Raw genomic sequence first — 26,236 nt, 5'->3', positions numbered from 1 at the left:
AAAGGTGTATCGCGTTTAATTGTTCATTTTTTAACCAGAAATACTGGTTGTCCGTAATGAAAGATGACCAATCACTTTGGAAAGCGTAGTATGTTTCCAAAGCGATCGTCGTTAAAGCTGTCCCAGCCGCCTACTCTATAATTCTGTCCGCAGTTCCCACAGTTCAGGGAAAAAGTACTGTTCCAACACTTTTTTCAAATAGGCGACACCACCGGATCCGCCTGTTCCCTGTTTAAATCCAATGATTCTCTCAACGGTTTTCATATGTCGGAACCGCCATTGCTGGAATAAATCCTCAATATCCATAAGCTCCTCAGCAAGCTCATACAGTTCCCAATACTGATCAACATTTCTGTATACCGTCAACCAAGCCTGTTTAACACTCTCATTGGATTGGTGTGTCAAACGCACATCACGATTCAATACATCTTCATCAATCGGAAGTCCTTCTCTCGCCAGAGCTTGAATCGAAACGTCATAAATACTCGGAGCGTCATGAGCTTGCTGTAACGTGTCTCGCAGCTCAGGGTCGTGTTCATAAATCTTCAGAACATGCTCTGTTTTGTACCCAAGAGCAAATTCCAGCATCCGATTCTGATACGACTGAAATCCCGACGCGCTGCCCAATGAATCGCGGAACTCCATGTACTCAGCCGGCGTTAAGGTCGCCAAGACGTCCCACACTTGTTTCAGTTGATCCTGAATGACCGATACCCGGGCTAACTTTTTAAACGACGTCGACAAACGATGCGCCCGAATATCCTGAATAGCGGAATTCACTTCATGTAATATTTGTTTGATCCATATCTCACTCACATGATGGACCGAAATAAACAGCATTTCGTCATGATGATTGCTTAACGGGTGATGACTGTTCAGCAATGTATCCAAGCCCAAATAGTCGCTATACGTCATTTTTTCTTTAAAATCGGTCTGGATGTCTCGTTCATCTTTAAACGCGTCATGTTGATTCTGCATCGCGATTTCCTCCATTTATTGGTTTAATCACTGCCCGCACTAAACTTCCATCCGCATCCTGAAGCGGCAACGGCAATGCAATAAGCTCGTAATCACCCTCGTCCACATGATCGAGCATGACATTTTCCAGGATGTAAATATCATTCGCAAACAGGGAATGATGCCCAATCATGTCTTTGCTTGAAACGGGGTCGACCGATGGGGTATCGACGCCGACGAGATGAACCCCGATGGAACGCATGTAAGCGGCGCCATCAGCCGTTATGGGCGGTACATCGTCCGGAAAACGCTCGGGATTATTCGGCAGGGACGTCCGGATTAAGAGTCGCTCGGTAGGCTGAGTGATTTTGCTTTTTAAAGCTTCTTCATTAATGGCAGCGAATGAACCGATGTCGATGACTTTGCAGGGACCGATATAACGGTCAACCTCTAAGTCCAGTATTTTCTTACCATCATCTAAAAAATGGTAGGGGGCATCGGTATGGGTGCCAACGTGTGCGCTCGTTGTTATTCGTCCAATATTGACCGAGCCAGTCATCTCCTTCGTTAAAGCAGTATGATAATGAAATGGCTGATCGCCCGGCCAATGGGCGAGTTGGTTGTTTACTGGTTGTGAAATATCAATCCAACAGCTCATCAGGATACCACATCCCTTACATTTTCAAATTGTTCATATAACGCATCGTCCATGATCATCTTCAGTGTGTGTACACAATCATACACATCTTCAAAGGAATTGTATAAAGCGACCGGTGCCAGGCGAATACCGCTCGGCGTTCTGAAATCCGGAATGACGTTTTTCATTTTTAATGCTTTGCAAATACGCGCTGCTTCGGGATGTTCCACATACACATGCCCACCGCGCTGGTCATGATTTCTCGGGTTGCAAATCACCATGCCATAGCCATCGAGTTCATGATCGATTAGAGACATCATATAGTCCGTTAGTTCGAGCGATTTCCGGCGCACCCGATCTATGCCAGCGTCATTGAACAAGTCAAGCGCCCCGATTAATGGTGCCGCACTTAACAGATGCGGTGTTCCGATTTGAAATGCCCCGGCATTCGTTGCAGGCGTTAAGGTATGCTCCATGTCAAACTGCTTATTCTTTGCGGAGCTGAACCATCCGGCAAGCCCCGGTGTGACGCCGAAGTGTTTCTCATTTAAAAACAACCCTGCTACACTGCCAGGTCCGCCATTAAGATGTTTGTACGTACACCAAAAGGCAAAGTCAACATTCCAATCATGCAAATCATGCGGAATGGCCCCGATGGAATGGCATAAATCAAATCCAATCGGAATGTTGCGTTCGTGGGCGGCTTGTGTCAACCGTTTCATATCCAGGATTTGACCACTGCGGTATAAAACACTTGGCAGCACGATCAGCGCAATGTCATCCGTCATCGCATCAATAATATCGGCTTCGTTTAACAGATGACCATCCTCGCTTTCCACCTGTACCAAATGAGATTCATCGTATCCTTTTAACCGTAGCTGTGCTTTCAACGCATAAATATCACTCGGAAACGTTAAAGCGTCAGCCAGAATCTTGGTTCGTTTTCCCTCTGGCTGATAAAACGTTGACACTAAATGATGCAAATCAACGGTGGTTGACCCCGTTGCAATCACTTCTTCATGGTTAGCACCAACGAGCCCAGCCATTTTTTCGCCGAGCGACTCGGATAAGTAATACCATGGCTGATTGCCTTCTGTCCAGCCATTGATTCCTTGCGTCTTCCACGATTCCAGTATATTAAGGGTTGACCGCTCTGCTTGTTTTGACATGAGCCCCAATGAATTCCCGTCCATGTAGACGCTTTCATGGTTAAGATAAAATTCATCACGGTACATTCGTAAATCATCATGAGCGTCCATATCCCGCGCATGGGCCCTTGTATACGTCTCTGTCATGTCTGTCACCTTCCTGTATGTTGATAAGATTGCTTGAATTGATTATATTTTTCATTGTATGGTTAAAGTATAATTTTTGGGTGATATAATGTCAATGATATCGTGTCAATTAAATTTTGGAGGACCAGTATCATGAAAAAACAACTGACCAGTCGGGATAAACAAGCAATGGAAACCAAACGAAAACTCATTCAATCGGCTCATCGTGTTTTTTTGCACAATGGGTTTGACAAGACAACGGTTTCGCAAATTATTAAAGATGCCGGGGTCGGATATGGAACAGCTTATGTCTATTTTAAAAACAAACATGATATTTTCGTTACCATTATGGGGGAGCTCATGGAACAATTTTTCGACGTGGCTAAGCAGGAATTCCGGCCGGAGACAGCGGAAGAAGCTCATTCGCTCATTGAAAAGCAAGTAAGGGATTACATGAATCTCGCGATAAACCAACGCCCAATGCTGCGCGTCGTGAAGAATGCCATCGGATCAAGCGAGCAGATTGGGGAGGAATGGGAAAACATCCGGCATGAATTCATACAAGGGATTACGGCTGATATAACCTATTCCCAGGACAAAAATCTGGCCGATGCGAGCTTTGACCCCATTATAACCGCCAAAAGTTGGTATTATATGAATGAAATGTACATGTGGCAATTTGTAGAGTCAGAATCGTTTGAACTCGACCCTATCGTTGACCAATTAGCCATGTTTTACACGAAAGCATTGTACCGTCATGACGGTGATGGTTGAGGGGGGTTTTTGAAGTCAGCAGGGGCGCTGATGGTCCGCCGCTGCCGACCATCGTTCCTCTTATAAACCCACTCTTTTATATAAACCGTTTTATTGTGCAACACTATATAGGATAGGTTGGTCATTTCGGAAAAAGTCGCGCAATAATGAAGAAGGTCGCGCAGATCGGAGAGGAATTCGCGCAATAATCGAGAGGATCGCGCGGTTCAGTGTGTGAGTCGCGCAATAATCGACTGAGGTCGCGCAGTAATAGGGTGAGGTCGCGCAACTCAGAGCGAAAATCGCGCGACGGTACGCCAAACTCGCGCGACGAAGCAGCACGCTGCGCCGTTCGCTCGTATCTAAACGATGATGGTCGGCGGCTGCCGACCATCCGCCTTCCAACAACTCACCAACCCACCAGAGCCACCCAATAATGACGGTTTACTGTCAAAAATGATCATTCGTTTGACAACTACCCATCATTGCGATATAGTGAACGTAAGCGATAACACGACGGAATGAGTAAGGGGATGCGTATGCGTATATTGGACAACATGAAGGGAAAATTAATTGTATCCTGCCAGGCGCTGGAGGATGAGCCGTTGCATGACGCCTACATAATGTCAAAAATGGCTCTGGCTGCCAAACAGGGCGGAGCAGCCGGTATTCGCGCCAACACGATTAAGGACATTCAAGCGATTAAACACGAAGTTGATCTGCCCATTATTGGAATTATTAAAAACGATCATCCCGATTATAACGTTTTCATCACCCCAACGATGACGGAAGTGGATGCCTTATATCAGGAAGGCGTTGATATTATCGCGTTTGACGCAACCAGCCAAAAAAGACCTTCCGGAAACGATGTTGCGTCATTCGTTGCTGACATCAAGGCTAACTATCCGGATCAGTTGCTGATGGCGGATATCTCCACCGCTGAAGAAGGGCTCAATGCCGAGCGTATCGGGGTGGATCTCGTGGCGTCCACGCTGGCCGGTTACACGCCTTATTCCAGCGATGTTCAACCGATGCAGCTCGTTAAGGAATTGACCGAGCAGCTCTCGATTCCGGTCATTGCAGAAGGGAATTTTGACACACCGGAAAAGGCTCAAGGGGCGATAAAGGCGGGCGCTCATGCCGTTGTCGTCGGAAGTGCCATCACCCGCCCGCAAATCATAACGAAACAATTTAATGACGCTGTCGAAAACGTCAATCGCAGAGAGGTGATAGAATGAATGGACTGTATACGGCGCTAATGTGCTCGTTTCATGACGATGGACGTGTGAATGAACAAGGATTGCGGGAGATTGTACGCTATAATCTCGATGTGCAGCAGGTTGATGGGTTATACGTCAATGGCAGCACCGGGGAAAACTTCCTCATTTCCACCGAGCAGAAAAAGCAAATTTTCCGTGTGGTCAAAGACGAAGTGGAGGATGAGGCTAAGCTGATTGCGCAAGTCGGCTCACTGAATATCGACGAAGCGACCGATCTGGCCCAATATGCGACCGACTTGGGGTACAACGCCATTTCGGCGGTGACTCCGTTTTATTATAAGTTTGATTTTGACGAAATAAAAGATTATTATTTCACCATTTTAGACAGTGTCGACAATGACTTGATTATTTACTCCATTCCGGCATTGACGGGCGTCAATATGAATCTCGAGCAGTTTGGCGAGCTGTTTGCCCACGACCGAATTATTGGTGTGAAATTCACAGCACCGGACTTCTTCCTGCTTGAACGGATCAGGCATCAATTTCCGGATAAGTTGATCTATTCCGGGTTTGATGAAATGCTCCTGCCAGCCAGTGTCCTGAATATCGATGGAGCGATCGGAAGCACGTTCAATATCAACGGCAAACGCGCGCGGCAAATTTTCGAACTTGCCCAGAACGGACAACTGAACGAAGCCAGAGACGTGCAAAAGGTGACCAATGATTTGATAACGGATGTGCTGAGTAACGGGCTTTATCCAACCATCAAAGAAATACTGAAGGTGCAGGGCGTTGACGCCGGTACACTGCGCAAGCCGATGAAGCCACTCACCGCTGACGGCGCCAAAGAAGCCGAACGCATTGCCAACACGTTTATTACGTAACACGTCATTCCGTGGGGGAGCCTCTTTATCCTCCACGGAATGGGCATTGTCACGAGGCATCTCAGTCAATAGAATTTTCAAAAATGATAGTTATCATTCATAAATAAATAGGTAATTGACAATAAACATTCAAAATGGTATATTTCATGCACACAATGAAAACGCTTCAGCCCTTAAACAGGACATAATCCTTTGCGGCGTTTTAGTTGTCTCAACATCATTATCATTAGGAGGAGGGGTCAAGGATGAAGAAAGTTTATTTGGGTCTGTTGCTGGTGCTCATCCTGGGACTGACCGCTTGCAGTGGAAACGATTCCGCTGGCAACGAAGGAAATGGCGATGGCAATGGAAACGGTGGCGGTGACAAGGAAAGTTATGAATTGAAGTTCGGCATGCAGCCAAGCACAGCACAAAATGAGTATAAAGCAGCTGAAGTTCTGGCTGAGTATGTTAAAAACGAAAGCGATGGCCGTTTAACCATCGATCTGTACCCGGATGCACAACTTGGTGATGACCGGGCCATGCTTGAACAGGTGCAGAGTAACAAACTGGACATAACCCTTGCAGAGACAGGCCGATTCGGCATTTGGGTTCCGCGTGCGGAATTGCTTGGACTGCCATATATTGTTGATGACTTTGACCATTTGAAACGCGTTATCCAGGAAACCGAATACGGCAAGAACCTTCATAAAGAATTGGAAAACGAATATAACTGGAAGGTCATGGGAGTTGCCTATAATGGGACCCGGCAAACAACATCGAATCGTCCGATTAAATCCCTCGATGACATGGAAGGGCTGAAATTGCGTGTTCCGGAAGCGGATACGTTGCTCGATTACGCTGAGTATACAGGAGCGTCCCCGACACCAATGGCCTTTTCCGAAGTATATACAGCACTTGAAACAAACGCCGTTGATGGCGAGGAAAACCCACTTTCAACCATCGATGCACAGAAATTTTATGAAGTCCAGGATTACTTGGCTATGACGAATCACGTGGTGAACGACAATAGCTATGTCGTATCGGCTAAGATGTATGAATCCCTTCCCGATGACTTGCAAACGATTCTTCAAGAAGGTATCGATAAAGCGGTGAAAAAGCATACAAACATGTTTAAGAAAGAAGAAGAAGAATTGATTTCCAAGTTTAAAGAAGAGGGCATGACGGTAACAAAGCCTGATTTGGAACCATTCCGTGAAGCTGTATCCGACGCGTATCCGGAATATATGAAAGATATTGAAGGGGACGCAGAAAAATACATGCAGCAAATCGAGGATGCACGATAACTCTAGTATATATTTAGGTGAATGACGATGCGAAACGTTTTCAAACATTTGGAGGAGATTATTGGCGGGTCTTTATTTATCGTAATGCTGGTTGTTCTGGTCATTCAAATATTCTCCAGACAGGTTCTCGATAGCCCGATTACATGGTCCGAGCAACTGGCACGATTTTTATTTGTATACATTGCCTATCTCGCCATATCGTCGGAAATTAAGGACGAAGGACATGTCCGAATCGACTTTTTCTTTAACAAATTACCGGCGGCTTTACGAACAATTATTTACTATTTATTCCAACTCATGATGGCAACGGTGCTACTACTATTGATTTATATCGGTTATCAAATGGGGCTACGGAAGCTGCCGGTCGAAATCGTATCACTTAATATTTCATACGTTTATATGTACATGGCGTTGCCTGTATTAGGTGTCCTTATGCTGTACCGATTGATTGAACGGAATGTGAAGGCCATCCGGTCTGCAAAGGGGGTGAAATAAATGGATGTGTTTTTGGTACTCGTGCTGTGGATCTTATTGCTATTCCTCGGCATGCCAGTCGGTTTCACGTTGCTGGTGGCAACATTCGTTTATTTCATCACCCAAGATTGGAGTCTGGTCTATTTCACCGGGGCGAAATTGGTCGACAGTCTTGATGTGTTTTCCTTATTGGCTGTCCCTTTTTTCATTTTAACCGGGAATCTTATGAACTCATCCGGTATTACCGACCGCATTTTTAAATTTGCCAGATCCATTGTCGGGCATTTCACTGGCGGACTGGGACATGTCAATATATTGGCCAGTTTAATGTTCTCCGGTATGTCCGGATCGGCTTTGGCTGACGCCGGTGGATTGGGGCAGCTGGAAATCAAGTCCATGCGTGACGGGAAATACGACGATGATTATGCGGGTGGATTGACGGCCGCCTCTGCGATTATCGGGCCGATCATTCCCCCCAGCATTCCGTTGATTATATACGGGGTAACGGCCGACCAGTCAATTGCGAAACTCTTTTTGGCAGGTGCTGTGCCGGGGCTGGTCATGGCCATTGCGTTAATGGTTACGGCCTATATTTTTGCCAAAAAACGCGGCTTTCCAAAAGAGGAGAAATCAACCAATTGGCAGCGGTGGTATCATTTTAAAAAGTCGTTCCTTGCACTTTTAACGCCGATTATCATTATTGGCGGCATTTTTACCGGGTTGTTTACCCCAACGGAAGCGGCTGTCGTTGCTACGGTTTATGCAATGATCTTAGGATTCTTTATTTATCGCGAACTAACGATTAAAAAATTCTGGGACAATATTGTGTCCTCGTTAAAACTGACGGGTGTGGCGGTATTAATGGTCATGGCAGTGGAATTCTTTGGACAAATGATCGCCCATGAACAGGTGCCGATTACCATTGCAAACTTTTTCCTTTCCGTCACGGAGAGTCCTATTATCCTGCTGTTGTTAATTAATGTGTTGCTGATCTTTCTCGGCACATTTATTGATGCATTGGCTTTATTGGTTCTCGTGGTACCCATACTTGTTCCAGTCGTTATGGAAGCAGGCGTGGACCCGGTTCATTTTGGCATTATCGTTATTTTAAACTTAATGATTGGTATTCTCACACCACCGATGGGCATGGCCCTCTTTGTCGTTTCCAAAGCCGGAAATATCCCGATACACGTGATCACACGAGGGGTTCTGCCATTCTGGATTCCATTGATTATAACGTTGATCATCATTACATTGATACCGCAAATCGTGTTGTTTTTGCCTAATGTGGTAGGTTCATAAGAATAAGAGGCTGGGACAAACATATTGATTTCGAATCAGCTCGGATCTTTCTGTCTATTATATAACGGGCTTTCGTCTCAACTAGCGGAGGAAAAATGCGTAGACTCCTGGGGGAGCAAAGGCCCTAGATGAGACCCCGGAGTGCTTTAGCACGAGGAGGCTCATCAGCCGCCCCCGGAAAGCGGAGTATTTTTCCGCAGCGATCATTAAAACGTATCCCGACATTAAACTAAACTGTTCGGAAATTGGTCGTATTTAGTGTAGAAAGTTAGTTATGTCCTAGCCCCTTCGTTGATAAGAGGAAGAGGGGAACGGTATGGTTATAGCAGTGTTTGATATTGGTGGGACGTCCATAAAATATGGCCTAGTTGACGAAAAAGGAACCATCATGATGGAGCGCTCATTTCCGACGTATGCTCACTTAGGCGGCGAGACCATTGTTCGCAACGTGATCCGGACAGGCCAGGACCTGCAGGATGCGTGGCCGATGGATGGCATTTCGATCAGTACCGCCGGACAGATTGACAACAAGGAAGGAACGGTGGTCCATGCGACAGACACCATCCCGGGCTATACCGGCACTCGGATTAAAGACGTCGTTCAGGATGCCACGGGTCTCCCGGTGACCGTCGAAAATGACGTCAACTGCACGGCTCTCGGCGAATACTGGATGGGAGCCGCTCAACAGTCCAAGCACTTCCTTTGTGTCACGGTGGGCACCGGAATCGGCGGGGCCTTGTTTGTTAATGGCGAGCTATATACGGGGGCTCATTTTTCCGCCGGAGAGATCGGCCATATGAACCTGTATCCGAATGGCAAAAGCTGCCCATGCGGCAGTGCCGGCTGTTGGGAACGTTATGCATCGAGTTCCGCGCTGAGCAACATGATCGCTGAGACGTACGGGGAAACGATGAACCTTATCGACTTTTTTGATCGGTTGCGCGCAGATGACGCGACGGGCTGGACGTTGTTTCGCCGCTGGGTTGATGACGTCACAACCGGCCTTATGTCGCTCGTGCACACGCTGGATCCGGAACTGATTGTCATTGGCGGCGGCATATCCGCGCAGGGTGATTTCCTGCTCGAGCCGATTCGGTCCGCGTTAATGGATAAAGTCATGCCGAATTATGCCCGTCACCTTGATGTGACCATGGCCCACTTTTACAACCAGGCGAATCTATTAGGCGCAGCGAAGCATTTTTTAAACGAGAATCAATGACGTAGGGATGGAGTGTTTGGTTTTGCAGTGACGCGCATCCGTCACACTGACTTACGTAGGGATGTGATTATGTGATGCAACACCCATTTAACGGAATGAAACCGTCGATTGTGATGGAACAGCACAAACATTATTTCACCAAATCGGAGAAAAAAATTCATGATTACATCGAGTCCCATCGGGAGCAAGTGCTGTACCATTCTTTAACGGAGCTGTCCGAGGCGAGCGGTGTCGCCGAAGCAACTGTGCTGCGTTTTTTCCGCAAGCTAGGGTTCAAGGGTTTCCAGGATTTCAAATTTCAAACCGCGCAGGAAATGGGTGACCCCGATGAACCAAGTGATGATGAAGCCTATACGGAAAAGATTAAAAAAAACATGGTCCAGGCGATCGAAAACTCCCACGACATCATCGATATGGCATCCCTCAATCATTGTATTGATTTGATCGACCAGTCGGATGACGTCGTGCTGTTTGCCGTCGGATCCTCTGGTATAGCCGCATCGGATATGCAAAATCGGCTCATGCGTATCGGGAAACATGTTCATGCTGTGATCGATCCGCACTTTCAAGTCATGCGCGCCTCATCCATGGACGAGCACACCCTTGTAATCGCCATCAGCCTCACCGGCAGCACGAAAGACATTATTGATAGTGTTGACATTGCCAAGTCGCGCGGCGCAACCGTCATCGCGATTACCAATTATATCAAATCACCACTGACCCAATATGCCGATCATGTGCTCTTGTCATCGGCCAAAGAAAGCCCATTGGATAGCGGATCGCTCGTCGCCAAAGTGTCCCAATTATTCATCATCGACCTCGTCTGCACCGGCCTCACAATCAAAAACTACGACCAGGCCGAACAGATCAAACGAGGCATCAGCAAAAACACCACCGGAAAATTATACTGACACAAAAGGGGCTGGGACAAAAACGTTTAGTCAAAGAAAAATCCGAACTATGATTCATAAATAACCTGAATCATAGTTCGGATTTTAGTTTAGCGTAGGAAAAACACGGAAACTCCTGCGGGAAGAAAAGCCTAGGTGAGACCCCGCAGTGCGATAAGCACGAGGAGGCTCAGCAGCGCCCGCGGAAAGTGTAGTGTTTTTCCGGAGCGGTGCCCACGTCTTAAATATATCGTTCGTGTTTAGAAATAATTTGTTTCGTTTTGTCCCAGTCCCTTTTTTGATGGTCGTGGTGCCGTCGCGCATGAATGGGGTGAGGTCGCGTGATCCAGCGAGACACTCGCGACGTTCGGTGGGCCTCGAAGCCAAAGTCGCGCGATCATGGGGTGAGGGCGTGCAGTTTGAATAGGAAGTTGTGCAGTTCCGGGTGAAGGTCGCGCAATTCGGGGTAAAGTCGCGCAGTTTGCGACGAAACTTGCGCAGTTCCGGCCCAGTGTCGCGCAGTTTGTCCCCAAGGTCGCGCAGCTCCGGCCAGTGTCGCGCAGTTCGCCCCCAAGGTCGCGCAGCTCTGGCCCAAGTCGCGCAATAATCGAATAGGGTCGCGCAGCTCCGCCCGGAACTCGCGCCGTTCTGGGTGAGGTCGCGCAATTCACAGCGAAACTCGCGCTATAATACGCTTATTTCGCTCAGCGCCAGTGTCCCCTTAACTCAACATGTTTTCTATTAAAATTGATATCCATCCATTCGCCAATATGCTATATTAATAGTAACCTCTCAAAACAACATAAAGGAGCAAAGCGATGATACTTAAACAACGCACCAAACCTCTGCCGCTAAAAAAGCTTGATGCGGCCATTCCGCGACTATCACCACAGTTTCCAGGTCTCCCTAAGATGAAAGAGGATGCCAAGATGCAGCAGCAAGGATACTCCGGCGAAATAAAGGTCGACTATTTTCTCGATAACCTCGCCCCAATGTACACCATCCTTCAAGATATTTATCTCCATGAAAATAGCAAAAATTTCCAAATTGACTCGATTGTGATTGCTAACTATTCCATCGCCGTTGTTGATACCAAACATTATAAAGGCACGATTACGTTTAACACGACCCTTAAGCAGCTCACTCGATCCGACGGCCAAATTGAATCAGGCTTTGAATACCCCGTCACACAGATCAAAAATCAAACATTCCATCTACAAAATTGGCTTAACCAACGACATTTGGGACATATTCCCATAAACTGCTTTGTTGCCATCGCCGATCCGTCAACGGTTATACAGGCGGAAGGGAACCAGGAAGAAGTTGGGAATTATGTTGCTCACGCCGCTGAGATTCCCCAGCGAATTATGAACGCAGACTGGCAATTTGGCCAAAAAGGGGCGACAACGCTTTCAGACTATCAGGTGGGCCGGACGATTTTAGGCGAATGCGGGGAATTTGATATGAATTTGTTCAAAAGGTACAACATGCGGCCAACGGACATATTGCCGGGTGTCATCTGTCCCGAATGTGGATGGCGGGGAATGCAGCGCGTCCATAGCGGCTGGTGTTGCAGGAAATGTAAGTGCTATTCCAAGGACGCCCATTTGACTGCGCTCAATGATTATTTGCTGTTGGTCAAGCGTACGATAACCAATACCGAATGCATGTGGTTTTTAGGATTGAAATCACGTCATGCCGCATCGCGCATTTTAAAAAATAGCCCCCTGATTTATTATCCAAAGAATCGATCGTGGAGGAGGAGATAATTTTTATCGATCGAGAGCGAGGAAGAATCGATCGGGAGCGCGGGAGAATCGATCGGGAGCGAGAGGAAATCGATCGAGAGCGAGAGGAGATCGATCGGGAACGAGAGAAAATCGATCGAGAGCGAGAGAAAATCGATCGGGAGCGAGAGAAAATCGATCGAGAGCGAGAGGAGATCGATCGGGAACGAGGAAAAATCGATCGAGAGCGAGAGAAAATCGATCGGGAGCGAGGAAGAATCGATCGGGAGCGAGAGAAAATCGATCGAAAGTGGACTTCTGTCAATAGAGCGGACAGAAATGAACCGCGAATTAAGCCATATTTTGCTTCCGCGCGACTCTGATTTTGAGTCGCTTGGAGGCCTCTGCGTAAGGGAACGAATCAAAAAGCGATACGTTCCCTTACGCAGAGGATTTTTGCCCTTTTTCGCTCTCTTCCTGGTGGTCCGTTTCATAGGCCATTTCTTTTTCTACCGGGCTCAAATAGCCGTTCGATGAATGTATGCGTTTATTATTATAAAATTTGATATAAAACTCAATAGCTAAGACGGCTTCAGCTTTTGTGGGAAACGTATGTTTATGCAGGAATTCCTTCTTCAGGGAAGCAAAGAAACTTTCCGCACAGGCGTTGTCATAGGGCATTGCTTTCCGGCTCATACTTATAGTCGCACCAGCTTCCTCCAGCGTATTCAAATAGGCGTTGGCACAATATTGCGCCCCCCTGTCGGAGTGATGAATCCAGCCTTCTTCCGGTTGACGCAGCGCAACGGCTTCATTTAAAGCATTCAAACTAAGTTTATGTTCCATATGATCATCCACCCGATAACTAATGATCCGTCGTGCATAAAGGTCCATGACCGGGTTTAAGTACAGGAATCCCTCTCCTGTGTGAATGTAGGTAATATCGGTTGCCCACGCCTGGTTTGGTGCTTCCGGCTCAAACTCCCGGTCCAATTGATTGGAAAATATCGGCCTTGTGTGTTCGGAATCAGTCGTGCTCACAAACTTTTTCGGCGGAGCAGCGTAAAGATTCAATTCTCTCATCCGGTTTGTTACCTTCTTCTCAGAAACTATCACACAGTCCCTGTCACGAAGTATCCTGTAAATGCGCGGGCTGCCATAAAAACCGTGATTATCATGATAGTGAAATAGAATTCGTTCGTCCAAATAACGGTTAAACGCTTCCCGATCCGTTTCCTCCCGTTCCAGACGTTTGACATAATCATAGTAACCAGACGGGGACACACCAAGGGTTTCGCACATCTTCAATACGGTGTGCTCCATGCGATGATCATGGATAAAAGCAAATTTCATTCCTTTTCCTGCGTGAAGATGTGCATGGCCTTTTTTAGGATCTCATTCTCCTCTTCCATGTCAATCCTGCCCTGACGTTCCTGCTCATACAGTTCCTTGTATTCCGTTGCGGTCAAAAGCTGGTTCTGATTTTCTTTCTCTGCTTCCCTTTGTTTTCTCCGATAGCTTTGTACCCACCTCTTCAGAGTACCATAAGGAATATCCAGTTTCTGACTTATGTCGGTCATTTTGTGCCCATCGAGTACAACCATCTTTGTTACATATTCGCTGAATTCAACACTATAATGATTATATGCTTCGGTCAAAGTGAACACGTCCTTTCTAGCTTGTGTTTATTAAAACACGGCTCAATTGATATGTCCACTTTCTATACTAATTCCAAAAGCGAGGTAGAATCGATCGAGAGCGAGAGAAAATCGATCGGGAGTGGGGCGAAATCGATCGGGAGCGCGGGAGAATCGATCGAGAGCGAGAGGAGATCGATCGAGAGCGAGGGAAAATCGATCGAAAGCGAGGAAAGATCGATCGAAAGCGAGGAAGAATCGATCGGGAGCGAGGAAAAATCGATCGGGAGCGAGGAAGAATCGATCGGGAGCGAGGAAAAATCGATCGGGAGCGAGGAAGAATCGATCGAAAGCGAGGAAGAATCGATCGAGAGCCACCCAAATTCGATCGAGAGCGCCCCAAAATCGATCGACCGCCTTCCCCCAAGCGACGCGAACCATCCAACCCCTCCCTTTTGCCCGTTGTTCGAAAATCTTCTATACTTATCTTGAGCATTCATTCATGTAAAGCAGGTGACCACTGGTGAAACAGCGTTTGTTAAATGTCACGATTCAGACGAAAATAGCGGGGATTGTTATCGGTATTGTCCTGATGATTATCGTTCTATTGCTGAGCGTCGTCACGTATACCGAAATCAACCAGCTTTATGCGAATAAAAATCGATTAAGTTTGCAAACCGCTAAGACGGTTTCGTTTGTGCCAGCGGTGAACGAGGCGGTCCACAATCACAACTCAGAGCGGCTTGAGGCGTTGACACAGCAGCTTGATGTTCGGCATCAGGCGGATTTTATTGTGATTCAGAACCGCAAAGGCGTGATTTTATCGCATCCGGACGAGGCCGAAGTGGGCAACCACCTCCCTTTTAACGACGGATATAAGGCGGCGGTGTTTGGTGGTTATTATAATATCGATTCAGATGAGCTTCTGGGCCCGGCTGTCACGGGGAAAGCGCCGATCATGACCGAGGCAGGTGATGTGCTCGGTGTGGTGACGGTGGGGTATTTGAAAAAGAATATTAATAATGTGGTGTTCGATCGTCTCAAGCGGAACATCTATTTGTCACTCTTGGCTGTTTTAATCGGTTTTATCGCTAGCTTTTTGCTCGCCAGACATATCAGGAAGGACACGTTAGGGCTGGAACCACGCGAAATTTCGACGCTATACAGAGACCGTGCGGCTATTTTATCATCGATTAATGAAGGTGTGATTGCCACAGACAAGGACGGAAAAATCACCCTCATTAATGAAACGGCTAAACACCTGCTACGACTCAACGAACGCAATGTTAATCAAACGATTGATCAAGTTCTCACACACGTCCATCCCGACCGTCTTACCGATCAGGCACCGATTGTCAATAAAGAAATGCACATTAATGAGCGAACGATTATTGTCAATCTGGCTCCGATCAGGAAAGAAGGCGCCTATATGGGGACGGTTATGACGTTTCGGGATAAAACGGATGTAACCGAAATGCTGGACACACTGTCAGAGGTCAAACGCTATTCGGATGATTTGCGTGCCCAGACGCATGAGTTTTCCAATAAATTGTACGTTATTTCCGGTCTGATTCAGCTGGAAAAGTACGACGAGGCGCTGGAGATGATACGCGACGAGGTAAGCGATGATCAGCAAACAAATAAATTGATTTTTGATCAGATACAGGACGCGAAAGTGCAAGCGGTGCTGCTCGGCAAAATGAACAAAGCCTCAGAAAAGAAAATCGACTTTCAAGTGGATGAAGGCAGTCAGCTGGACCGTTTGCCGGAGCATATTAAGTCATCGGATATTATTACGATCATTGGTAACTTGATTGATAATGCGTTTGACGAAGTACTGAAACAAACCAATCGATACGTGATGTTTTCGGCTCTGGATATCGGTCATGATATTATTTTTGAAGTGAGCGATAATGGAAGCGGCATTAAGGACGATGCGATTCCGGACGTGTTCACGCGGAGTTATTCCACGAAGGCAGAAGACGATGACGCCCACCGCGGATACGGATTATACAACGTGAAACAGGCTGTTGATGCGTTGCACGGCAGTATTGAGATGGATTCGAATGAACACGGGATGACAATAACCGTTTACATTCCAAAAGAACGTAGAGGAGGGAGATCAGATGATTAACGTCGCTATTGCGGAGGATGATTTTCGCATCGCCAATATTCACGAAGGGTTTTTGGAAAAAATAGACGGCGTCACCGTGGTGGGACAAGCCATGAACGGCAAAGAAACGTTGCAATTGCTGAGTGAGCAGGCCGTGGATTTGCTTCTGTTGGATATCTATCTCCCCGATAAGATGGGGATCGATTTGATCAGAGACGCCCGCGACGTGCAGCCGTATCTGGATATCATTATCATCACCGCAGCCAACGAAAAACATCTGCTGGAGAAAGGTTTGCGCAAAGGGGTGGTCAATTATTTAATCAAACCTATTTCCCTGGAACATTTCACGGACGTTATCGAACAGTATAAAGCGCGACAGTCGCTATTGCAGCAACAAGACACCATTGATCAGAATATGCTCGATGAATTGTTCACGCCGTCAGCCGAGTCATCCAAGTCGGCTAAATCAGCCAATCCGACAGATACAGAGGCGGATATCACCAACCTTCCCAAAGGTATTGATTCGGTCACGCTAAAGAAAATTCAAACGTATATTACCCGTCATCCCGCCCCAATAACGGCAGAAGAAATGGGGGAGAAGATCGGCTCGTCGCGGACTACAGCCCGGCGCTATCTCGAGTACTTAGTGTCCATCAACGCCGTTTTCGTCGAACAGGACTATGGCATCGTCGGTCGGCCGGAACGAAAGTATGTGCCGAACCAATCCCCGTGAACAAAATGAACAAAAAAGCCATAATGTTTCTTTTGTCATTAATTTTGAAAACGATTACAAGAAGGAATTTTACATTTATTATACAGATAACACTTTAAAGAGAGGTTGGTTTTATGCGTAAATTCATAGGGGTTTTATTGTTGCTGACAGTCCTAGCTGTTGCGGGCTGTTCGTCATCATCGAACGGAGAAAAGGACGACAAGAAAGGCGACGCATCGGGCGGTTCCGATTTTCCAACGAAAAACATTGAAATCGTTGCTCCGGCATCGCCTGGCGGTGGCTGGGATGGAACGGCCCGCGCCATGCAAAAGATTTTGTCCGATGAAGGCATTGTCGATCAAAATATGAACGTGGTCAACAAGCCTGGTGGTGGCGGTGAAGTTGGTTGGCAATACATCAAAGGCAAGGACGGCCATACATTTGCCATCAACTCAAGTCTCGTCATTACGAATAACGTATTGGGTCAAAGCGAATTGACGTACAAGGATTTCACACCACTGGCGACACTGACGACTGAGTGGGTCGCACTATCCGTAGCACCGGACTCGGATATGACATCCGGAAAACAGGTTATGCAGAAACTGAAAGACGATCCGAAGTCACTGAAGATTGGTGTTGCACCAAGTCTTGGCAATGACGACCATCTCTCCTTTATCCAAGCAGCGAAAGAATTCGGCGTTGATGTAACGAAAATTGATTTCCAAGTTTATGAAAGCGGTGGCAATGTGGTAACGGCCCTTCTCGGTGGCCATGTGGATGCTGCGACCATGTCGGTATCCGAGGCGAAGGAACAGCATAAGGCCGGAAAGATTAATATGGTAGCCGTTTCCTCAGATGAGCGATTGGACGGTCTGGATAATGTGAAGACGTGGAAAGAGCAAGGCGTGGACATGGTCTTTCCGCACTGGCGCGGCGTTATGGGACCACCGGACATGTCCCAGGAAGCGGTTGACTACTGGAATAAAAAGATTAGCAAACTCGTAGAAACTGACGCCTGGAAAGACGTCCTGAAAAATAATGAATGGGAAGCCTATTATAAAGACAGCGAAGAAACGAAAAAGTTCCTCAAGAAAGAAACGGAAAAGTATGAAACACTGTTGAATGATGCCGGCTTGACAGACGAATAAAGCCTCGACATGAATCCACTGGGGCAAACGCAGCCAGTGGATTCATTCTCTTGGCTAAGGAAATGGGAGGTTGAGAGCATGTTCCGATTGATTATGCCAGTGTTTTTAATAGTATTAAGCATTGGCTATTTGATTCTGACCTTTAATATGGATCAAGCCAAAGTAGGAAATCCGAATGCGCCAATGTATTTTCCTGCCATGATCGGTTTCTTTTTGTTAATCATAAGCATCATTTATCTTGTGCAGGAATGGAAAAAGCGCGGCGAGATCATTGAAGAGGTGAAAGAATTGGTTTCTGGCCGAACACCAGTATTAATCGGTGTAACGGTTGTCCTCATCTTTATATATACCTTTCTTTTTGAACGGATCGGGTTTCTCTATTCGACGACCCTATTTTTGGGTGCGCTGCTGTTTTTGGTGAACGGCCGGAAACATTGGCTTCAAAATATTATTGTTGCGGTCGTGTTTTCATTTCTATCATGGTATTCATTTGCGGAATTATTGAACGTAAGTCTGCCCTAGAAGGGAGCTGAAACAATGGGTGTGGATTTTCAAAATGTCATGGAAGGATTAATGGTATCGCTGCAGCCGGCCAACTTGCTATGGGTGGTGATCGGCGCTTTCCTCGGAACCGTCGTTGGCATGCTCCCTGGTCTGGGTCCGGCGACCGCGGTGGCGGTGCTCATTCCGATTACGTTTGGAATGGACTCAACCAGTGCGCTAATTTTAATGGCGGCGATTTACTACGGAGCCATGTACGGCGGGTCGCGCAGTTCGATTTTGTTGAACACGCCTGGGGATGGATCCGCGATTGCGGCAACGTTTGACGGCTATCCCATGACGAAGCAGGGACGAGCGGGGCAAGCCTTAACCATATCGGCGATTGCGTCGCTCATTGGCGGTCTGTTCGCAATCGCCGGATTTATATTGCTGGCCAAACCGCTCGCGTCGTTTGCCTTGAAGTTTGGACCGGCGGAATACTTTTTGCTGTTTTTATTTACATTATCAGCGATCGTGTCCTTGTCAGTCGGCAAAATGGTCAAAGGCTTTATCGCCATGTCGCTCGGCTTGATGTTGAGTACCATTGGCGTCGATTTGCAAACCGGTGTGTACCGTTTCACCTTTGATATCCCGCAGTTAAGCGAGGGTGTGGACTTTCTGATCGTTATTATTGGGGTCTATGCGGTCGGGGAAGTGCTGTACAATTACTTGCATCTCGACCGATTGAGTACAAAGAAAAACAAAGTCGGTAAAAAAGGCATTTCCAAGGATCAGTGGAAACAATCGAAATGGCCGATGATCCGGAATGGTCCGATCGGCTTTTTGATCGGCGTGCTGCCGGGTGCGGGCGGTTCGATCGCGTCAATGCTCAGTTACACGACCGAGCGGCAACTATCCAAAAAGCCGGAGCGATTTGGCAAAGGCGCGATTGAAGGGGTCGCCGCGCCGGAATCCGCGAACAACGCCGCTTCGGTTGGTGCGTTTATTCCGCTATTGACGATGGGCATTCCCGGATCTGGCACGACAGCGGTGATTCTCGGTGCTGTCATCATGCTCGGGTTGCGTCCCGGACCGTTACTATTCGAAAACAATCCCGATATGGTCTGGACCATGGTCAATAGTATGTTCATCGGTAATTTATTCCTTGTCGTGCTCAACATCCTGCTCGTTGGTTTACTAGTGCGCATTTTGAATACGCCGCCGAAAATTTTGTATCCATTAATTCTCGTGCTGGCATTTATCGGTACGTATACGCTCAGTTACAGCATTGTCGACTTTTATATTCTAGTGATCTTCGGCTTGATCGGTCTTATGATGAAACTGCTGGATATTCCGATTGCCCCGCTCATTCTGGCATTAATTGTCGGAGCGGATATGGAACAGAATTTCCGTAAAAGCCTCGTCGCGCATGACAGTATTTGGAACATGCTGACGGCATCGTCTGTTACGATCGTGCTGGCCATTATGACGGTATTATCCGTGTCGTATCCGTTTATTGTATCGTGGATCAAGAAACGTAAAGCCAAAACGGACACACCAACGTCCTAAAAGGCGGTGGTCCTATGTCAAAGCAAATAACCCTGCTCACCATTGTTTGCGCTATCTATGCGGTTTTTTTCACGTCGCTATGGGACTGGAACGTACAGGTGCAGGCGTTTGCCGTTCTGCTTATCATCCAGATTCTTTGGATTGGACGGGTATTTCCGCTGGCGGTCAGTTCGCTCATGCTTATCGTCCTGTTGTCCATTCATTTTCTCGATTACGATGCGGTGCTGGACGAATTCGGATCAAGCCTGGTCTGGCTTCTGTTTGCCACGTTTATCCTGTCCCATGCTTTTATCCAGACCGGGCTCGCCAACCGGATTTCGTTGGGGATTCTCGATTTGGCCAAAGGATCCGTCCGGCTGCTGCTCGCTGTATCGTTTGTCATGATGTTCGTGTTGACGGTATTCATCCCGTCCAATATCGGCAAAGGAAGTTTAATCAGCTCGACACTGGATGATTTGTTGTCGCATTTGCAACGCATTCAGGAAACGTCCAACATCGGCAAATCGTTGTTTATTGGCACCGCTTATGTCAGCTCTATTGCTGCTGCGTTTGTGCCTACCGGCGCCAGCTCGACCATCTACGCGTTTGGGATGCTGTCGGACGTCTCCGCTGATATGACGTATGTTACGTGGTTGCTGTTGTTCGTATTCCCGGTTGGGCTGTTTGTCGGTGGGTTATGGCTGTTGTTTATGAAGGTCTTTCCGGCTGAACATGTGGACCGCGCTGTCATCGCTGATTTGATCCAAACGAAAAAGCAGGAGATGGGATCGTGGTCAACGCAGGAAATGAAAATGGCCGGTATTATCGGCTTCACACTGGCGCTATGGTTGAGTCAGTCGCTGCATGGATTCTCGATTCCGCAAGTTGGCCTGTTTGGCGCAGTGCTAACCGTTCTGCCCTATATCGGTGTTATGTCATGGGATGAAGCGAAAAAAGGCATCAATTGGGATATGATGATTTTTTTTGCATCGACGTTAATGCTCGCCCATTTATTGCTCAACACCGGTGTGTTGGATACGGTTTCCGGATTCATGGTCGCGCGCGGCAATGACTGGCCGGCTTATGTCATTGTCATCGGCTTGATTGGCGTCATAGCCATTCTCCGGGTTGTGTTTGTCAATGTTCTTGGCTTCATGACGATCATGCTGCCGCTCGCGATTACTGCTGGCGAACAGATTGACGGGCTATCGCCGCTGATCATTGGTATGGGTGTCTATCTTGCGTGTGTGCCGGGCTTTTTGCTCGTCACTCAGTCCCCCGTTCATTTAATCACTTACTCGTACGGCCATTATACCGACCGGGATCTGCTGCGTGTCGGGTCCGTATCAATGCTCATGTGGCTGGTCGTTATCTTCTTAAGTGTGTTTGGATACTGGCAATGGGTGGTATAAACCCGGGGAAAACGTTATGGAATGAGGCCATTCAAATGCGTTATATCGAAAAGCTATTGCAGGATATAGAAACCACACGTGAACAAATGTATCGAGCATACAAAAATGATCCGACATCTCCTGACATGCTCGCCTTATCCCGAACATTAGATGAGCTATTAAATGAGTTCAATCGATATTTGAGGTAACCATCATCATATTAAAAGAGCAGGAACGACGCTTGGTCGCACCTGCTTTTTTTTGATTGGAAGGGGGGGAGGAGAATCGATCGGGAGCGAGGCAAATTCGATTTATGCTGTGGCCACTATGAATAAAAAAAGAGGTTATTTTCCTCTCAAACAGGAAAGTATGTTCTGTCAGAAAAGATTGATTTTTGTTACAATAGAGCTTGTACAATAAGGCTTTCATGGGTGGTGGCTCATGCCCCTTTGCACGTTTTTAGGAAAGGGGGTGATGCCGATGACAGTATTTGAAACACTATTTTTGATGATTTCCTTTGGAACATTAATCGTAGCCATACTGTCAAACCAGAAAAAATAACCACCCATAGGCCTGGTAAGCATAATGGGTAGTTATTTTTTAAAACACCTGTAATGTGAGCCGCCCCCTTGAAGGGCTGTTGTACATGACCGTTAGTGTATCTACACTAGCGGTCTCTTTTATTTTATGGATCTTCTAATTTTATTATACCCAATATCAGGCGAAATGAAAACTATAAAATGATACAAGTTTTCGGCATATCACAGAGAATGTTGGCACCTGCATTGGATGCGATCGCCAGCCAAGGTTGGCATAATCGGGTGAGAACAACTTTTCCGATTATTCAATTTGAACAAAAAAATTAAGAAACATGGTGGGGGAACAGAAAATGATACGGCATGAGTTGCATGGAAATGTGGCCAAAAAGACGCCATAGGTTCCGGAATGCATACACAGTAAAGGTGCAACGGTGTTTGTTAAGAAAAAATTACAAAAAGCAATTGCATATAGTAGTCGTTTTTGAAATAAAAGGGAAACTAAAAAAAAGCAGGAACGACGCTTAGTCATTCCTGCTCTTTCAATGTTAATGATAGATATGGAGCCTAGCGGGATCGAACCGCTGACCTCCTGCGTGCAAAGCAGGCGCTCTCCCGGCTGAGCTAAGGCCCCGTATAGCTATTAGAATCGCTACGCGGACGTGCTGCGCGATCGGGAAGACAGGATTTGAACCTGCGACCTCCACGTCCCGAACGTGGCGCTCTACCAAACTAAGCTACTTCCCGTACTGGAGCGGAAGACGGGACTCGAACCCGCGACCCCCACCTTGGGAAGGTGGTGTTCTACCAACTGAACTACTCCCGCATCGGGGGTTTTTTTAACGACAGTTGTCATAGTACGCCTCATGATGAAAAATGTCAATAGGGAGTGGGCGATTTTCGGCGGCTGCCGAAGATCAACTATCTAATGCGGTTTAGGGTGGAGATCGCGCAGTTTGGGAGGAAACTCGCGCGGTCGCCCCCCACCCCGTACACCTCACCCGAAACTCGCCCATCCCCCTCATGAATCCACTCCACAAACCGAATTCATTGCTCATTGCCTGCAAATTTCTTATACTAAAATTAATACGCCTAACAGCTCGTTAAAGGATGGATGATGATGAAAGCCTATCAAATTAGAATTGAGTTGGCTGACTCGGATCCGCTTATTTGGCGAAGGGTTGTCATGCCGGCCGGGGCGACGTTTTACCGACTGCATCAAGTGATTCAGACGGTCACCAATTTTCGGGAGTGCCATCTATTTGCATTTGAATTGCCGGACGACAACCTTCGTGTAACCAACGATGAGGAAGCGTACGAGGAGCGTTTGCATTACAAAAAACATTGGAAAGAGATTGAGCAAAAAATGGAGGAGGCCGGTTCGGAATTTGCAGAAATGCAGCGGATGCAGCTGCAACAATTGCGCACGGTCATTCGCAAACCGTCCGGGATCAAGGTCGACTCCTATTTGGAAAAATATGGAACCATTGCTTATACGTATGACTATGGGGATGGATGGACATTTTCAATAATCCTCGAGGACGAACGCGACGATCATTATTATGTCTACCCCGTTCTGATCGATGGTGCCGAAACCGCGCCACCAGAGGATGTAGGCGGCCTACCCGGCTTTTATGAATTTTTGACGACGTATTATGATACAACACATCCCGACCACGACGATGTGACCGCGTGGGCGCAGGAGCAATTGTTTCGGGAATATAATCCGGATTTTATCAACTCCATGTTAAAGTTTGTCATGTACAAGAAAACCGAATGGGACAAATTGAACGGATGAAAAAATGAAAGAGACCAATCCATTAAACAGAAGGATGAACCGCATAAGCTTACTGACGTCCCGCATCATTATTCTAGGATTTATGATGTTTGATGTCGTGTTATTGATTCGAAACGATTCGGTTGTGGCCCAATCACTTGCGACGGGGTCCATGTTGGTATTTGGTTTCCTTTTTGTCCTATCCATAAAAACGGATTCCAAAAATCGCCCAGCTGATCAATGACCGTGTGGCTGTTAAACCATTCGGAATATAATGGAGGTTGCCTTAATGGGAAAAAGCAAGAAAAACACAGGCTGGGCCGAAGCGAAAAAGAAGTGCCGGCTCAATCAGGCGGATATACGGATGGCCAAAGAACTCGGCATGACGCCGAAAAGCCTGATTAAAAACATTCCGTCCCCGCAACAGCAATGGAAAGCACCGGTCAAAACATGGATCAGGGATTTATATGAGAATAAATTTGGCATGGTGCTTGGAAACGAACCGCACAAAGCTAACCAACCAAACAATCATCCGGCTCATAAGCAGCATGTGTTTTCGGATGATCATCGGGACCGCGTTTTGGATGAAGATCTGCCATTTTAACGCATTACAAAGGCCCAATTTGAGACCACTTCTTCATTCATTCAGAAAACACTTGCTAAGGCAATGTGAAAGAATACAGTTTTTTTGTTTGATAGACTATTTTTAGTACATATGGGGGAAAAATAGGTTGAAACCGTTTCTAAGCGGATTGGTACTCTTGCTTATGATTGCGCTGATAGCAGGATGTGCCGATCAAACAACAACGACGAGCCCAACAAACGACGACGATTCATCTGAGAAAACATCAGAATCACATGCGAAAACCATGGAACGAAAGACAGCGCTGAAAGAGAAACGGGTGACAGCGCATTATCAGCCCATTCAACCGCCTAATGATGCGAAGCCTTTTAACGAACGGTATTCAAAAAAGGTAAAGCAACGTATGCCGCGTGCTGAAGCACATGGCGACGATCCAAAGCGGACCGTGCCTCTCGGGCAAACCCTGATTCAAGGCAAACAGGATAAAACGAATGGCCCGTTGAAAAAGCATAGATTGGTAGCTTACTATGGCACGCCAAATTCTGAAAACATGGGCATTCTGGGTGAAATGCCTCCGGAACAAATGATGAATGAGCTGAAGAAAAAGGCAAAAGCTTATTCGCAAGCCGATCCATCCCATCCGGCGGTTCCAATGATCGAACTGATTGCAACGGTGGCGCAGCGAAAGCCGGGTCCGAGCGGTGATTACATAACAGATACACCTGAGGAAGATATTCAACGCTATGTCAAATTGGCCAAAGAAAATGATGCCTTGTTGCTTCTGGACGTTCAACTGGGACAAGCGTCGGTCATGGAAGAGGTTAAGAAGCTGAAGCCCTATTTGAAATTACCGTTTGTCCATTTGGCCATTGATACAGAGTACAGTGTGGAAAATGGCGACATTCCGGGGAAAGATCTTGGCCAGATTGATGGTGCCGAGATTCAAAAAGCCGTCACGTATGTGAATGATCTCGTCGAAACCCATGATTTGCCGGATAAAATGGTGCTTGTTCACCAGTTCGGCAACAGCATTATTAAACATAAAGACAAGATTAAGCCGACGGAGCATGTCGAGGTCCCGCTCAACTACGACGGATTCGGCGACCCGGCCGTGAAAATGGCGGCTTATGGCAAACTGGTCCGAAAACAAGGCATGCAGTACGGGGGATTCAAGCTGTTTTATGAAAACGACACCCCCGTGATGACACCGAAGCAAGTCCTCAAACTGGATCCAGCACCAGCAGTTATTAATTATCAATAGACACAGAAGACGGTTTGTTTTATTTGCAAGCGATGAACCTCCGCATGCGGGGTGACGTCGATTTCAAACCGACACATGTAGAAAAAGGCGCACTTACACAAACGCACGATATAAAAATAAAAATGAGTCAAAGGGGAGACAACGATGCAACATATCCTAGTTATCAATGGCCACGAATATTACGGTCACTCCAGGGGCGATCTGAATAGAATTCTTTTTGATAAGATCGTCGAGACGTTATCGGACAATTACGAGATTAAAACAACATTCCTGCAGAACGGTTTTGATAAAGAGGAGGAGCAGGAGAAAGTTAAATGGGCGGATTATATTATCTATCAGACCCCCGTTTACAATTACAGTGTCCCTGCTATATTTAAAAAATACTTTGACGAGACTCACGAACATGGCGTCTACTTTCGGGGAAACA

29 protein-coding genes and 3 tRNA genes are annotated in these 26,236 nt (G+C 46.9%); 23 read left to right on the top strand and 9 right to left on the bottom strand.

What is annotated here, in order from left to right:
• Positions 1–135: 135 nt before the first annotated feature.
• From kynA to kynU, 3 genes are read right to left on the bottom strand one after another with little or no spacing between them, the layout of a single operon-like run.
• Positions 136–978, bottom strand: a complete 843-nt coding sequence (gene kynA / locus ABDZ72_RS07430) for a tryptophan 2,3-dioxygenase (RefSeq protein ID WP_343752127.1) — start codon at positions 976–978, stop codon at positions 136–138.
• Positions 962–1,621, bottom strand: coding sequence for an arylformamidase (kynB, locus tag ABDZ72_RS07425; protein ID WP_343752167.1), 660 nt, complete (start codon positions 1,619–1,621; stop codon positions 962–964). The genes kynA and kynB overlap by 17 nt, the downstream gene beginning before the upstream one ends.
• Positions 1,615–2,889, bottom strand: a complete 1,275-nt coding sequence (gene kynU / locus ABDZ72_RS07420; RefSeq protein ID WP_343752125.1) for a kynureninase — start codon at positions 2,887–2,889, stop codon at positions 1,615–1,617. The genes kynB and kynU overlap by 7 nt, the downstream gene beginning before the upstream one ends.
• A 132-nt stretch (positions 2,890–3,021) precedes the next feature.
• Between kynU and ABDZ72_RS07415 the strand changes: the two genes are divergently transcribed.
• The 10 genes from ABDZ72_RS07415 (at position 3,022) to ABDZ72_RS07370 (ending at position 13,006) form a co-directional block, all read left to right on the top strand.
• Positions 3,022–3,642 (top strand): TetR/AcrR family transcriptional regulator, encoded by a 621-nt coding sequence (locus ABDZ72_RS07415; RefSeq protein ID WP_343752123.1) that lies wholly within the window; start codon positions 3,022–3,024, stop codon positions 3,640–3,642.
• Positions 3,643–4,160: 518 nt separating this feature from the next.
• On the top strand, positions 4,161–4,859 hold the full coding sequence (locus tag ABDZ72_RS07410) for an N-acetylmannosamine-6-phosphate 2-epimerase (RefSeq protein ID WP_343752122.1): 699 nt from the start codon (positions 4,161–4,163) through the stop codon (positions 4,857–4,859).
• Positions 4,856–5,725 carry an N-acetylneuraminate lyase gene (locus ABDZ72_RS07405; protein WP_343752120.1) on the top strand — a complete coding sequence of 290 codons (870 nt, stop codon included), beginning with the start codon at positions 4,856–4,858 and terminating at the stop codon, positions 5,723–5,725. The genes ABDZ72_RS07410 and ABDZ72_RS07405 overlap by 4 nt, the downstream gene beginning before the upstream one ends.
• A 245-nt stretch (positions 5,726–5,970) precedes the next feature.
• Positions 5,971–7,011 carry a sialic acid TRAP transporter substrate-binding protein SiaP gene (locus tag ABDZ72_RS07400; RefSeq protein WP_343752118.1) on the top strand — a complete coding sequence of 347 codons (1,041 nt, stop codon included), beginning with the start codon at positions 5,971–5,973 and terminating at the stop codon, positions 7,009–7,011.
• Positions 7,012–7,038: 27 nt separating this feature from the next.
• Positions 7,039–7,506 carry a TRAP transporter small permease gene (locus ABDZ72_RS07395; RefSeq protein ID WP_343752116.1) on the top strand — a complete coding sequence of 156 codons (468 nt, stop codon included), beginning with the start codon at positions 7,039–7,041 and terminating at the stop codon, positions 7,504–7,506.
• A complete protein-coding gene (locus ABDZ72_RS07390; RefSeq protein ID WP_343752114.1) occupies positions 7,507–8,787 on the top strand; it encodes a TRAP transporter large permease in 1,281 nt (426 codons plus the stop codon).
• 316 nt (positions 8,788–9,103) lie between these two features.
• Positions 9,104–10,006: an ROK family protein gene (locus ABDZ72_RS07385; RefSeq protein WP_343752112.1), complete on the top strand. Its 903-nt coding sequence runs from the start codon at positions 9,104–9,106 to the stop codon at positions 10,004–10,006.
• 74 nt (positions 10,007–10,080) lie between these two features.
• A complete protein-coding gene (locus ABDZ72_RS07380) occupies positions 10,081–10,917 on the top strand; it encodes a MurR/RpiR family transcriptional regulator (protein ID WP_343752166.1) in 837 nt (278 codons plus the stop codon).
• A 797-nt stretch (positions 10,918–11,714) separates the two neighbouring features.
• Positions 11,715–12,665 carry an NERD domain-containing protein gene (locus ABDZ72_RS07375; RefSeq protein ID WP_343752111.1) on the top strand — a complete coding sequence of 317 codons (951 nt, stop codon included), beginning with the start codon at positions 11,715–11,717 and terminating at the stop codon, positions 12,663–12,665.
• Positions 12,650–13,006, top strand: a complete 357-nt coding sequence (locus ABDZ72_RS07370; RefSeq protein ID WP_343752109.1) for a hypothetical protein — start codon at positions 12,650–12,652, stop codon at positions 13,004–13,006. Before ABDZ72_RS07375 ends, ABDZ72_RS07370 begins: the two co-directional genes overlap by 16 nt.
• 58 nt (positions 13,007–13,064) lie before the next feature.
• On the opposite strand, the gene ABDZ72_RS07365 is transcribed toward ABDZ72_RS07370, so the two are convergent.
• Genes ABDZ72_RS07365 through ABDZ72_RS07355 form a run of 3 tightly spaced genes read right to left on the bottom strand, consistent with a single transcriptional unit; the run spans position 13,065 to position 14,701 of the window.
• Positions 13,065–13,976: an IS3 family transposase gene (locus ABDZ72_RS07365; RefSeq protein WP_343752108.1), complete on the bottom strand. Its 912-nt coding sequence runs from the start codon at positions 13,974–13,976 to the stop codon at positions 13,065–13,067.
• Positions 13,973–14,281 (bottom strand): transposase, encoded by a 309-nt coding sequence (locus tag ABDZ72_RS07360; RefSeq protein WP_343752107.1) that lies wholly within the window; start codon positions 14,279–14,281, stop codon positions 13,973–13,975. Before ABDZ72_RS07360 ends, ABDZ72_RS07365 begins: the two co-directional genes overlap by 4 nt.
• A 42-nt stretch (positions 14,282–14,323) precedes the next feature.
• Entirely contained in the window at positions 14,324–14,701 is a 378-nt protein-coding gene (locus ABDZ72_RS07355; RefSeq protein ID WP_343752105.1) for a hypothetical protein, read from the bottom strand.
• A gap of 82 nt (positions 14,702–14,783) precedes the next feature.
• Between ABDZ72_RS07355 and ABDZ72_RS07350 the strand changes: the two genes are divergently transcribed.
• The 8 genes from ABDZ72_RS07350 (at position 14,784) to ABDZ72_RS14415 (ending at position 22,213) form a co-directional block, all read left to right on the top strand.
• Complete coding sequence (locus ABDZ72_RS07350; protein WP_343752104.1) at positions 14,784–16,394, top strand: ATP-binding protein; 1,611 nt, start codon at positions 14,784–14,786, stop codon at positions 16,392–16,394.
• Positions 16,387–17,106: a response regulator gene (locus tag ABDZ72_RS07345; protein ID WP_343752103.1), complete on the top strand. Its 720-nt coding sequence runs from the start codon at positions 16,387–16,389 to the stop codon at positions 17,104–17,106. The genes ABDZ72_RS07350 and ABDZ72_RS07345 overlap by 8 nt, the downstream gene beginning before the upstream one ends.
• A gap of 113 nt (positions 17,107–17,219) precedes the next feature.
• Entirely contained in the window at positions 17,220–18,233 is a 1,014-nt protein-coding gene (locus tag ABDZ72_RS07340) for a tripartite tricarboxylate transporter substrate binding protein (protein WP_343752102.1), read from the top strand.
• Between the two features lie 78 nt (positions 18,234–18,311).
• Positions 18,312–18,755, top strand: coding sequence for a tripartite tricarboxylate transporter TctB family protein (locus ABDZ72_RS07335; protein WP_343752101.1), 444 nt, complete (start codon positions 18,312–18,314; stop codon positions 18,753–18,755).
• Positions 18,756–18,770: 15 nt separating this feature from the next.
• Positions 18,771–20,282 carry a tripartite tricarboxylate transporter permease gene (locus ABDZ72_RS07330; RefSeq protein ID WP_343752100.1) on the top strand — a complete coding sequence of 504 codons (1,512 nt, stop codon included), beginning with the start codon at positions 18,771–18,773 and terminating at the stop codon, positions 20,280–20,282.
• Positions 20,283–20,296: 14 nt separating this feature from the next.
• Complete coding sequence (locus tag ABDZ72_RS07325) at positions 20,297–21,673, top strand: SLC13 family permease (protein WP_343752099.1); 1,377 nt, start codon at positions 20,297–20,299, stop codon at positions 21,671–21,673.
• Between the two features lie 35 nt (positions 21,674–21,708).
• Positions 21,709–21,861: a Spo0E family sporulation regulatory protein-aspartic acid phosphatase gene (locus tag ABDZ72_RS07320; protein WP_343752098.1), complete on the top strand. Its 153-nt coding sequence runs from the start codon at positions 21,709–21,711 to the stop codon at positions 21,859–21,861.
• A gap of 232 nt (positions 21,862–22,093) precedes the next feature.
• Positions 22,094–22,213, top strand: a complete 120-nt coding sequence (locus ABDZ72_RS14415; protein ID WP_425542362.1) for a putative holin-like toxin — start codon at positions 22,094–22,096, stop codon at positions 22,211–22,213.
• 536 nt (positions 22,214–22,749) lie between these two features.
• Here ABDZ72_RS14415 and ABDZ72_RS07315 read toward each other — a convergent pair.
• The 3 genes from ABDZ72_RS07315 to ABDZ72_RS07305 all read right to left on the bottom strand — a co-directional run bounded on the left by ABDZ72_RS07315 (position 22,750) and on the right by ABDZ72_RS07305 (position 23,014).
• Positions 22,750–22,822, bottom strand: a tRNA-Ala gene (locus ABDZ72_RS07315).
• A 39-nt stretch (positions 22,823–22,861) separates the two neighbouring features.
• Positions 22,862–22,935: transfer RNA gene (locus ABDZ72_RS07310), tRNA-Pro, on the bottom strand.
• Between the two features lie 3 nt (positions 22,936–22,938).
• Positions 22,939–23,014, bottom strand: a tRNA-Gly gene (locus ABDZ72_RS07305).
• A 294-nt stretch (positions 23,015–23,308) separates the two neighbouring features.
• On the opposite strand from ABDZ72_RS07305, the gene ABDZ72_RS07300 reads away from it, so the two are divergent.
• The 5 genes from ABDZ72_RS07300 to ABDZ72_RS07280 form a co-directional block, all read left to right on the top strand.
• Positions 23,309–23,986: a plasmid pRiA4b ORF-3 family protein gene (locus ABDZ72_RS07300; RefSeq protein WP_343752097.1), complete on the top strand. Its 678-nt coding sequence runs from the start codon at positions 23,309–23,311 to the stop codon at positions 23,984–23,986.
• A 34-nt stretch (positions 23,987–24,020) separates the two neighbouring features.
• The gene (locus tag ABDZ72_RS07295; protein ID WP_343752096.1) at positions 24,021–24,209 is read left to right on the top strand and encodes a hypothetical protein; all 189 of its coding nucleotides are present in this window, start codon (positions 24,021–24,023) and stop codon (positions 24,207–24,209) included.
• Between the two features lie 45 nt (positions 24,210–24,254).
• A complete protein-coding gene (locus ABDZ72_RS07290; protein ID WP_343752095.1) occupies positions 24,255–24,569 on the top strand; it encodes a hypothetical protein in 315 nt (104 codons plus the stop codon).
• A 127-nt stretch (positions 24,570–24,696) separates the two neighbouring features.
• Complete coding sequence (locus ABDZ72_RS07285) at positions 24,697–25,809, top strand: hypothetical protein (protein WP_343752094.1); 1,113 nt, start codon at positions 24,697–24,699, stop codon at positions 25,807–25,809.
• A 144-nt stretch (positions 25,810–25,953) separates the two neighbouring features.
• On the top strand, positions 25,954–26,236 hold a 283-nt coding region (locus ABDZ72_RS07280; RefSeq protein WP_343752093.1), incomplete at its 3' end, for an NAD(P)H-dependent oxidoreductase.

The organism is Lentibacillus halophilus (assembly GCF_039522485.1).
In the GTDB taxonomy this organism is placed as follows: Bacteria; Bacillota; Bacilli; order Bacillales; family Amphibacillaceae; genus Lentibacillus; species Lentibacillus halophilus.
This window is presented reverse-complemented; position numbering and strand designations above follow the sequence as displayed.

Excerpts from the sequence above, each read along its gene's own strand:
- kynA (WP_343752127.1), bottom strand. The coding sequence starts at position 978 with ATGCAGAATCAACATGACGCGTTTAAAGATGAACGAGACATCCAGACC.
- kynU (WP_343752125.1), bottom strand. The coding sequence starts at position 2,889 with ATGACAGAGACGTATACAAGGGCCCATGCGCGGGATATGGACGCTCAT.
- ABDZ72_RS07415 (WP_343752123.1), top strand. The coding sequence starts at position 3,022 with ATGAAAAAACAACTGACCAGTCGGGATAAACAAGCAATGGAAACCAAA.
- ABDZ72_RS07410 (WP_343752122.1), top strand. The coding sequence starts at position 4,161 with ATGCGTATATTGGACAACATGAAGGGAAAATTAATTGTATCCTGCCAG.
- ABDZ72_RS07405 (WP_343752120.1), top strand. The coding sequence starts at position 4,856 with ATGAATGGACTGTATACGGCGCTAATGTGCTCGTTTCATGACGATGGA.
- ABDZ72_RS07400 (WP_343752118.1), top strand. The coding sequence starts at position 5,971 with ATGAAGAAAGTTTATTTGGGTCTGTTGCTGGTGCTCATCCTGGGACTG.
- ABDZ72_RS07395 (WP_343752116.1), top strand. The coding sequence starts at position 7,039 with ATGCGAAACGTTTTCAAACATTTGGAGGAGATTATTGGCGGGTCTTTA.
- ABDZ72_RS07390 (WP_343752114.1), top strand. The coding sequence starts at position 7,507 with ATGGATGTGTTTTTGGTACTCGTGCTGTGGATCTTATTGCTATTCCTC.
- ABDZ72_RS07385 (WP_343752112.1), top strand. The coding sequence starts at position 9,104 with ATGGTTATAGCAGTGTTTGATATTGGTGGGACGTCCATAAAATATGGC.
- ABDZ72_RS07380 (WP_343752166.1), top strand. The coding sequence starts at position 10,081 with ATGCAACACCCATTTAACGGAATGAAACCGTCGATTGTGATGGAACAG.
- ABDZ72_RS07375 (WP_343752111.1), top strand. The coding sequence starts at position 11,715 with ATGATACTTAAACAACGCACCAAACCTCTGCCGCTAAAAAAGCTTGAT.
- ABDZ72_RS07365 (WP_343752108.1), bottom strand. The coding sequence starts at position 13,976 with ATGAAATTTGCTTTTATCCATGATCATCGCATGGAGCACACCGTATTG.
- ABDZ72_RS07355 (WP_343752105.1), bottom strand. The coding sequence starts at position 14,701 with ATGGTTCGCGTCGCTTGGGGGAAGGCGGTCGATCGATTTTGGGGCGCT.
- ABDZ72_RS07345 (WP_343752103.1), top strand. The coding sequence starts at position 16,387 with ATGATTAACGTCGCTATTGCGGAGGATGATTTTCGCATCGCCAATATT.
- ABDZ72_RS07340 (WP_343752102.1), top strand. The coding sequence starts at position 17,220 with ATGCGTAAATTCATAGGGGTTTTATTGTTGCTGACAGTCCTAGCTGTT.
- ABDZ72_RS07335 (WP_343752101.1), top strand. The coding sequence starts at position 18,312 with ATGTTCCGATTGATTATGCCAGTGTTTTTAATAGTATTAAGCATTGGC.
- ABDZ72_RS07330 (WP_343752100.1), top strand. The coding sequence starts at position 18,771 with ATGGGTGTGGATTTTCAAAATGTCATGGAAGGATTAATGGTATCGCTG.
- ABDZ72_RS07325 (WP_343752099.1), top strand. The coding sequence starts at position 20,297 with ATGTCAAAGCAAATAACCCTGCTCACCATTGTTTGCGCTATCTATGCG.
- ABDZ72_RS07320 (WP_343752098.1), top strand. The coding sequence starts at position 21,709 with ATGCGTTATATCGAAAAGCTATTGCAGGATATAGAAACCACACGTGAA.
- ABDZ72_RS14415 (WP_425542362.1), top strand. The coding sequence starts at position 22,094 with ATGCCCCTTTGCACGTTTTTAGGAAAGGGGGTGATGCCGATGACAGTA.
- ABDZ72_RS07300 (WP_343752097.1), top strand. The coding sequence starts at position 23,309 with ATGAAAGCCTATCAAATTAGAATTGAGTTGGCTGACTCGGATCCGCTT.
- ABDZ72_RS07295 (WP_343752096.1), top strand. The coding sequence starts at position 24,021 with ATGAACCGCATAAGCTTACTGACGTCCCGCATCATTATTCTAGGATTT.
- ABDZ72_RS07290 (WP_343752095.1), top strand. The coding sequence starts at position 24,255 with ATGGGAAAAAGCAAGAAAAACACAGGCTGGGCCGAAGCGAAAAAGAAG.